Here is a 7,444-nt window from a genome sequence, read left to right as displayed (position 1 = left end):
AACAGGACGATACAGCAAAGCGAAACGCTGAGGGCCAGCGATTCATCCCCCACCGACTATGTCGGAAGGAGTTTTCTCGCTGATACATCAATAATAGATTCTGACAATTCTTTTCGCATCGGCAGCGATAATTAGGCACTCAAATATGAAAGTGGCATCACCAACGTAGATACCATCTTCTGTTGTATGGGTGCCTTTTTTCTCGGCTTCCCGGAATCCCTTTATGGGAAATGACTGATATTCTCCTTCCTCATCCATGAATCGGAGGCGGAGAGGAATGATGCTACCATCCGCCTTGTGCTGACAGATAACATCAACTTCATCAATAATCATGCTCATAAAAAACTCCTAATTCTATTTTGGGCTGCACGCATGAAGGAGACTTATATCGCAACTCCCTGAAGCTTGCCGTCCGGATCTATGTATGCGTTTCTGTCATCAATATAAATATCACAGGTAATCTTCCGGCTATTGTTGCCGTAAAACTCTACAACTTCCGGCAAATTGTCATTTATCGCGTCAAAAGTAAGTCCGTAATCCCTGCACCACTTAATGGCATCTGAAAGAGGTTTTCCAGCTCTGCATGTCCAGAGAATCAGCTTGTTTCCAGCAGCCTTTTCTTTCAACAAATACTCAATTAGTAGGATGTTGGGATCTCCGAGTTCCGGCCAAGTTGAGTAGCAGAGCGTATTATCAAAATCCACAGCATAAATCGTATAATTCTTTTCCACTTGAATGCGGAATTTAATTCCGCATTCTCAAAGACCCAGTAATCATGCGGAACTAACATCCGTTTTTCTCCTTTAAATTTAATCCATTTGCCGTTATAATGGCACCAACAGAACAGTTTTTTCTGCATTTTGAGTATGCCAAAGGGGCATCCGGACTTAGTGTGCGAGACTAAGCTCCGCATACCTGAATTAACTTTTGCAAATTCAAAGCGCGAAATACCTGCCTGTGCACAACTATTTTATTTTAATAATTCTGGTGTCAGCGTTACGTCATCTGGATCGATGAGATTATATCCCATAACAGATAAGAGCTGTTTATCCAGGAGCAACTGAGACAGTTCGAATGGGCTATGCATGTTCAAACTGTCTCTTTTTGTACTATTGATATGATTAGCCAGGAGCGTAACTTTTTCCTGATCCAAATCATCGAAAGATGATCCCTTTTTACGGACATATCTTATGTACTCGTGATTTTTTTCGCAACAACCTTTCTGCCAAAAAGAGTAAGGATCACAATAATAGACGGTTGTTCTCTGAGTCTTGCCATCCGACGATGTTTCCATTCCTTCACGGTCGGCAAATTCACTTCCGCCATCTGTAAGGATGATTTCAAAGAGTCTACTAAAAAGCTCTGTCCCGAGGCTTTCTTCAAGATAAGAGAAGACTTTGAGAACTTCCTCCTGAGTCTGACTTTCTAATAGAAAGATCAGCATTAACGTAGTTCTACGGAACGTAAAGGTAAGTAGAACCTTATGGCCATCAGCATTACCTTCTACGCAGTCCATTTCTACGATACTTAGGTTTTGATCTTTTTCTGTTCTCTTTTTAAAATCTTCGTAGTTATGGCCTATACGATAAGCGCGGCTCTTGGCACTGGTGTTAGTGGATGTCTTTCTCTTTTTGTACTTTACCTTGCGCCTCAGATCGATGTTTCTTACATCAAAAACACCGGCATCGATATACGTGTAGGTAGTACGTTTAGAGCAGCCTAATTCTTCAGCATGAGATGCATAAATATGTGATATCGATTGGCCTTTCTTGATTAGCGGAGTCAGAATATCATTCATTTTCTGAATGCTTTCAGGTGTTTGATTTATTCCTTCTCTGCTGGAACTAAGAGTTTCGAGATAGCAATCATTAGCATACTTGGAAGAATATATTTTCTTCTCCATCATGCAGCCAGCACGCTTTCCACATCCATTGCATACATATGGAGCTTTCTTTAGGTTTGGGCATTGCATTGGTTCGTAAGTTCCGCAAACATCACTGCATCTATAGGTGTGGCATTGTCTGCAGAATTTGTCACAATCCATGTCTCCACATACATGCTTAAGTTTGCAGGGAGAATGCTTATCCTTATTGGATTCACAAGGAGTGTTGCCATAACCCTTGTATTCCTTCACCTTGGAATGCTTTCTGACTTCCTTGGATATGGTCGTAGGATCCTTGTGCACGACTTTAGCAATGGCGGCGAAAGAATCACTGTTGTTTAAACCTTTTTCAATATTAATTCTATCTGACAGAGTCAGATGTTTCTGATTACCTTTTTGAGTACTCATCTTTCCTCTCTTTCTTACACAGGCTAGGTAATCAGCAGCCTATGCAGTATAGCGGAAAGATGTGCGGAGGTAAAGTCAGTTCATGCGGAATTTACTGTTACAATCCGGAATTTAAATTAGCACTCAAGTATAATTCTTTTCCATAAGCAATTCCTCATAATAGCGAATGTATGTTCTCGAACTTATGTTCATTAATAATAACCCTGAATTGCTCATCTTGCAATAGAACACTTTCTTAAACTTTCTTAAATTTTTGTGATCCGTGTAATTTCCCTTGGATCGCTAAGTGAAGTATGATTAAATACGCTCTCAGGATAAGTTATTCATTCAACTACTTCAATTTGAAACTCGGTTTGGATATATCTTTCAGTAACGACTGTTTTTAGTACTTTTGCTGATATAAATCCGAGCCTAATACATCTTAAAATAATGATACAGGGAGCTAAGCAACTCAATCTTTTTGGAGAAGAAGAGGAGCTTGATGCAAGGGGTTTTATCATAGACCGCCCCTGTGAAACAGAAGATGAAATGTAATAATACCAATTTATTAGAAAAATAATTCATAGCATCCGGAGGTACACATGAGTAGATTAAAAGATTTGAGGACATATATCGACAAGGAACTTGCTAACATTACTGACTCAGACAAAAGGACTAGCGCAACAGCTCATCTTTACGGCGTATCACTTGCGGCAACAATTCTCGCAAAGAAGCGCGGACTTAATGAGGAATTAAGTGCTATGTCAGGAATGCTTCACGATCTTCATGCATATAAGAGTGGTTCATATGATGATCACGCCCATCTCGGAGCAGATCTGGCAAGAAAGGTCCTTGAAGAACTTGGCATCACTTCAAAAGAAGAAACTGATATCATATGTTCTGCGATATACCATCACGATGATAAACTCGTGACAGATTCTCCGATGGATGAGCTTTTAAAGGATGCAGATGTTATTGACCACTGTTTTAAAGATTCATCGAAACCTGTAAAAGAAAAAGAGCAGAAAAGATATGACGCTCTCTGCAAAGAATTGGGGCTGTGACCATTTCATGGAATACATAGATGTATATACAAGGGATGGAATCCCTACCGGAAAAATCAAAGAAAAACATGAAGCTAAGCTTCCAGGCGAGTATTTCAGGCATGTACTAATCATAATGAAAACTGCGGATTTTCCTGTGCCCGGAGAAGGCGCAGGGATGTACATAGTTCAGCAGCGCTCACTAAAGGCCAGATATTATGCCGGGAAATGGGACATGACCGGTGGCGGGGTACGTTCCGGGGAAACACCTGGTGAAGCTGCAGTAAGAGAACTTTCTGAAGAATTAGGTATAGTTGTCAAACCACAGGATTTGAAACTTGCCTTTGATTTGAAGATTTAATAAAGCATAATTAAATCCAGGAGACGAAGAATCGGCTTGTGGCATAGATGGAAAAGGGTGATAAGGGAATAATAAAAGATAAGTATAAAATGAACTAGGTGGCTTCAGGTTGTTTTTGAACAATCTGAAGTTTTTTGTATAATCAAATATAGAACGCAATTTAATTGGCCGATATTGAAAAACAGGAGAAGATGGCGGAACTATGATGAAGATACGTAAATGCCGGGAAAAAGATATAGCTGTGGTTACAGCATTTTACGACAGAGTTGTGGAGTACCTTGAGTGTCACGTGAATTATCCAAGATGGGTATATAAGGAATATCCGTCAGAAAGCTTTGTAAGACAGATGACTGACGAGAATAGCCTATATATATGCTTTGAAAATGATGAGATTGTTGGAGCATTTGTTCTTAATGAAGATCCTCAGGGAAATTACAGGAAAGGAAAATGGAGCAGAGATATTCCCGATGGAGAATATCTTGTAATACATGCACTGGCGATAGCTACGGATAAGCATGGTAGAGGGCTTGGGTCGGAAATTGTAAATTTCTGCATAGAAGAAGCAAGAAAAAATGGATATAAAGCATTAAGGCTGGATGCCGTTCCTGATAACATTCCTGCATTAAAGCTATATAAAAAGAGTGGGTTTGCCTATGTAGGAGATGAGGACCTTGATAGAGGGATAGATTATATTCCTTCTTTTAGCCTTCTTGAAATGAATTTCTGAGCAAAACAAAATATGTATTATCATGGGTCGGATTATGAGAAGAAATAGGATTGCAGGCAAGTTATGATTATATGAGTGAAATCAAATAATGTAGATGTTTAGGAATATCTGCATTGATGGTGGAATGACAAAACTTATGATATATCACGGAGAACATGGTTGGAATTACAGTAAGGGAGAATAACGATGAATCTGAATGAATTTATATGGACAAGAGAGCCAAAGAGTTTTGAGATAAAGGATGGCACGATTTCTGCTACCACACTTCCTCATACAGATTTGTGGCAGAGAACTTATTATCATTTCCGGAATGATAATGCCCCTGTATATCAGATGAAGACTAGTGATAAGTTCTTTAGCTTTGTAGTAAAGACTAGCTTTGAGGATAGCCATCATAGATTCGATCAGTGCGGAATAGTTATGTATCTGGACAGCGATAACTGGATCAAGGGATCTGTAGAATATGAAAATGATAGATTCCAGCACCTTGGTAGCGTAGTTACAAATAATGGCTATTCAGACTGGGCTACGACAGAAATCCCCGCTGATGTTAAGTCCATGTGGTATCGCTTCAGCAGAAGGGAAGATGATTACTGCATAGAATGCTCTGATGACGGAGAAAAATGGAAACAGATGAGGATCTGTCACATGACAAAAGGTGATGGCGAGATCCAGTTTGGTATATATGCATGTTCACCTGAAGATTCATCATTTACGGCTGTATTTAGTGATATGCAGGTAACGGAATGTGCCTGGAAGGCGCATGACGGACAGCAGCCGGATTAACGAGGAGGTAGGACTTATGGCTAAAAAAATAGTTGTTGTAAATGCAGGACCACGGGCAGGGTTCAATACTGATACACTTTTAAAAGAAGCAGCAAAGGGATGTGAGGAAGCCGGAGCGGAAGTAGTAAGATATGATCTCTTTAAGCTTGAGCGATACACTGGCTGCATATCATGTTTTGGATGTAAAAAAGAACAGAATAAAGGCCACTGTATATGCAGGGATGGGCTCACACAGGTACTTGATGATATTAGGAAAGCAGATGGGCTAATGATGGGATCACCCAATTATCTGTCGAACTTAACGGCATCTTTCAGAGCTCTATATGAGAGACTTGTTTTTCAGAGCCTTACTTATAATGCTGAAACACCGTGCTGTAATAAGAACGTGATACCAGTTCTCCTTATAATGACCAGCAATGCACCTGATACAGCGTACACAGAACTATTGAATGGTTACAAGGATACGCTTGATAAGTTTGTGGGTCCCACAGAAGTCCTTATAAGCGGCGATACTTTACAGTTAAACGATTACAGTAAAACAGATTGGGAATGGTCATTCTTTGATCCTGAACATAAGAAAGAGCGTCATGAAACAGTATTCCCGCAGGAATGTAAAAAGGCTTATGAGATGGGAAAAGCTCTTTTAGCAAAATAGTCTTAGTGATATTAAGGATTGATGAAATTGAATATTTAAGAAAGAGAGAAAAAATAATGTTCATAGTATTAGTCAGGTACAAGTGCAAGCAGGGATTAAGAGAAAATTATCTTAAAGCAATAAAGGATAACAAAATAGATGAGATGAGCAGATCAGAAGAAGGCTGCATCAGATATGAGTATTCTTTTGGTATGGAGGAAGACGAACTCATTTTGACCGAGATATGGCGAGACGGAGAAGCTATTGACTATCATAAGAACAGTGAGCATTTCGCAAGGCTGGGTGAGCTTAAGCTTCAATATGTGGAAAGCACTGAGTTCGAGAAATATAGTGCAGAACAGATTTAAAAGGATGGATTAGAGGTGACATGCTAAAAGTATATGGAAGTGGAATGTGTCCCGACTGCATAGAGTGTAAGTACAATCTGGACAAAAACAATATAGACTATGAAAACATTGATATTTCCCACAGTCTTAAAGGACTTAAGGAGTTTTTGAGACTCCGTGATAAGGATGAAGCCTTTGATGATGCCAAGAAAAATGGATACATTGGTATCCCTACGCTAATCGCAGAGGATGGGGAAATAATCCTTGATTGGGAGAGCTATTTTACAAAGAAGGGAATAGAGGTAGAAAAGCCTGGAGAAGTAGGTGCTGCATGCAGAGTAGATGGGAAAGGATGCTGAGAGACTATGGGAAATGAAGCTAAATTTTGTACATGTACAGATCTTAAATGCCCTAACCATCCGACAAATCATGACAAGGGATGCACTCCGTGTATACAGAAGAATCTAAGTCAGGGAGAAATACCAGCATGCTTTTTCAAAAAGGCTAATCCTGACAAGAAGCCTGATGCATATTTCTTTGAGGATTTTGCAAAGATAGTATAAGACAGAGGCATATGAAGTGATTGATATAAATACATTTAAAGATAAATTAAATACTGATCCGGAGAGGCTTCCACTACTGACGCTTGATGAGTTTTTCGAAGATAACCATGAAGAAGATTCAATTGCCCCGAATCAGTGGGGAGAAGGGCGTCCAAGCCTTCAGGATATTTATATTCACTTGAAAAAGTTAGAGCGAATGGAGACTGTTGCATGGGTGAGAGTATCCTTACACGATGATACGGATGTGAGCGAATCTAAAGATGGTGGGATGCTTAAAGGCACTTATTAAAGAGAGAGGAGAAAAGGTGTCGAAGCTGTTTTGCAGGATTATAGAGACGGCTTCAGAAGGGATTTAGAAGTAAAATATGGAATTTAAAGGTTCTTCCGCATTTATTAGTAAAACTATGGTTTTCTGTACATCAGTTTGGCCGAGAGTAACTCAATTCCACAGCGACCATACATAGCCTTTTTGATGGTCTTTACTTTACTGTTCGTTCCCTCTACAAAACCATTACTCAGCGGACTGGCCACGGCATTTTCAACTGCATCTATATCTCGTTGGAGTCCTTTGGCAAACGATGCAATTTCTTTGATCTCTGAGTTTGAATACTTTTCTATAAAGATATAGAGCATTGGCATATTTTTCTTTTCGAAAAACTCTCTAAACTCCCGAATGCACTTTTCTATTTCTTTTAGCACAGGAAACTGAGCCCA

General features: G+C 39.6%; 13 protein-coding genes. 9 read left to right on the top strand and 4 right to left on the bottom strand.

The genetic code is table 11. The features are described from left to right. Positions 1-87 precede the first annotated feature (87 nt). From BLR42_RS19210 to BLR42_RS19200, 3 genes are all read right to left on the bottom strand, one after another. Positions 88-339 carry a hypothetical protein gene (locus BLR42_RS19210; RefSeq protein ID WP_091872650.1) on the bottom strand — a complete coding sequence of 84 codons (252 nt, stop codon included), beginning with the start codon at positions 337-339 and terminating at the stop codon, positions 88-90. A gap of 44 nt (positions 340-383) precedes the next feature. Continuing rightward, on the bottom strand, positions 384-731 hold the full coding sequence (locus BLR42_RS19205; protein ID WP_091872648.1) for a hypothetical protein: 348 nt from the start codon (positions 729-731) through the stop codon (positions 384-386). 239 nt (positions 732-970) lie between these two features. After that, the gene (locus tag BLR42_RS19200; RefSeq protein ID WP_091872645.1) at positions 971-2,290 is read right to left on the bottom strand and encodes an IS30 family transposase; all 1,320 of its coding nucleotides are present in this window, start codon (positions 2,288-2,290) and stop codon (positions 971-973) included. A gap of 581 nt (positions 2,291-2,871) precedes the next feature. Between BLR42_RS19200 and BLR42_RS19195 the strand changes: the two genes are divergently transcribed. The 9 genes from BLR42_RS19195 to BLR42_RS19155 all read left to right on the top strand — a co-directional run bounded on the left by BLR42_RS19195 (position 2,872) and on the right by BLR42_RS19155 (position 7,019). Continuing rightward, positions 2,872-3,333 (top strand): HD domain-containing protein, encoded by a 462-nt coding sequence (locus BLR42_RS19195; RefSeq protein WP_091872642.1) that lies wholly within the window; start codon positions 2,872-2,874, stop codon positions 3,331-3,333. A gap of 7 nt (positions 3,334-3,340) precedes the next feature. After that, on the top strand, positions 3,341-3,673 hold the full coding sequence (locus BLR42_RS19190) for an NUDIX domain-containing protein (RefSeq protein WP_170832881.1): 333 nt from the start codon (positions 3,341-3,343) through the stop codon (positions 3,671-3,673). A 202-nt stretch (positions 3,674-3,875) separates the two neighbouring features. Further along, positions 3,876-4,400, top strand: a complete 525-nt coding sequence (locus tag BLR42_RS19185; RefSeq protein WP_091872637.1) for a GNAT family N-acetyltransferase — start codon at positions 3,876-3,878, stop codon at positions 4,398-4,400. Positions 4,401-4,586: 186 nt separating this feature from the next. Beyond that, positions 4,587-5,186, top strand: coding sequence for a DUF1349 domain-containing protein (locus BLR42_RS19180; RefSeq protein ID WP_091872634.1), 600 nt, complete (start codon positions 4,587-4,589; stop codon positions 5,184-5,186). 16 nt (positions 5,187-5,202) lie between these two features. Continuing rightward, positions 5,203-5,841 (top strand): flavodoxin family protein, encoded by a 639-nt coding sequence (locus BLR42_RS19175; protein ID WP_091872631.1) that lies wholly within the window; start codon positions 5,203-5,205, stop codon positions 5,839-5,841. Between the two features lie 56 nt (positions 5,842-5,897). Beyond that, positions 5,898-6,188, top strand: a complete 291-nt coding sequence (locus BLR42_RS19170) for a putative quinol monooxygenase (protein WP_091872629.1) — start codon at positions 5,898-5,900, stop codon at positions 6,186-6,188. Positions 6,189-6,208: 20 nt separating this feature from the next. Beyond that, entirely contained in the window at positions 6,209-6,526 is a 318-nt protein-coding gene (locus BLR42_RS19165) for a glutaredoxin (RefSeq protein ID WP_091872626.1), read from the top strand. A 6-nt stretch (positions 6,527-6,532) separates the two neighbouring features. After that, positions 6,533-6,730: a DUF6485 family protein gene (locus BLR42_RS19160; RefSeq protein WP_091872624.1), complete on the top strand. Its 198-nt coding sequence runs from the start codon at positions 6,533-6,535 to the stop codon at positions 6,728-6,730. A gap of 16 nt (positions 6,731-6,746) precedes the next feature. Further along, positions 6,747-7,019: a hypothetical protein gene (locus BLR42_RS19155; RefSeq protein ID WP_091872621.1), complete on the top strand. Its 273-nt coding sequence runs from the start codon at positions 6,747-6,749 to the stop codon at positions 7,017-7,019. Between the two features lie 113 nt (positions 7,020-7,132). Here BLR42_RS19155 and BLR42_RS19150 read toward each other — a convergent pair. After that, a partial coding sequence (locus tag BLR42_RS19150) for a transposase (RefSeq protein WP_139165216.1) occupies positions 7,133-7,444 on the bottom strand: 312 nt, incomplete at its 5' end.

Source organism: Butyrivibrio sp. INlla16, assembly GCF_900104155.1.
Lineage (GTDB): Bacteria > Bacillota > Clostridia > Lachnospirales > Lachnospiraceae > Butyrivibrio.
The sequence above is the reverse complement of the archived record's forward strand: the minus strand, read 5'-3'. Positions and strand labels throughout refer to the sequence as shown.

Excerpts from the sequence above, each read along its gene's own strand:
- BLR42_RS19210 (WP_091872650.1), bottom strand. The coding sequence starts at position 339 with ATGAGCATGATTATTGATGAAGTTGATGTTATCTGTCAGCACAAGGCG.
- BLR42_RS19200 (WP_091872645.1), bottom strand. The coding sequence starts at position 2,290 with ATGAGTACTCAAAAAGGTAATCAGAAACATCTGACTCTGTCAGATAGA.
- BLR42_RS19195 (WP_091872642.1), top strand. The coding sequence starts at position 2,872 with ATGAGTAGATTAAAAGATTTGAGGACATATATCGACAAGGAACTTGCT.
- BLR42_RS19190 (WP_170832881.1), top strand. The coding sequence starts at position 3,341 with ATGGAATACATAGATGTATATACAAGGGATGGAATCCCTACCGGAAAA.
- BLR42_RS19185 (WP_091872637.1), top strand. The coding sequence starts at position 3,876 with ATGATGAAGATACGTAAATGCCGGGAAAAAGATATAGCTGTGGTTACA.
- BLR42_RS19180 (WP_091872634.1), top strand. The coding sequence starts at position 4,587 with ATGAATCTGAATGAATTTATATGGACAAGAGAGCCAAAGAGTTTTGAG.
- BLR42_RS19175 (WP_091872631.1), top strand. The coding sequence starts at position 5,203 with ATGGCTAAAAAAATAGTTGTTGTAAATGCAGGACCACGGGCAGGGTTC.
- BLR42_RS19170 (WP_091872629.1), top strand. The coding sequence starts at position 5,898 with ATGTTCATAGTATTAGTCAGGTACAAGTGCAAGCAGGGATTAAGAGAA.
- BLR42_RS19165 (WP_091872626.1), top strand. The coding sequence starts at position 6,209 with ATGCTAAAAGTATATGGAAGTGGAATGTGTCCCGACTGCATAGAGTGT.
- BLR42_RS19160 (WP_091872624.1), top strand. The coding sequence starts at position 6,533 with ATGGGAAATGAAGCTAAATTTTGTACATGTACAGATCTTAAATGCCCT.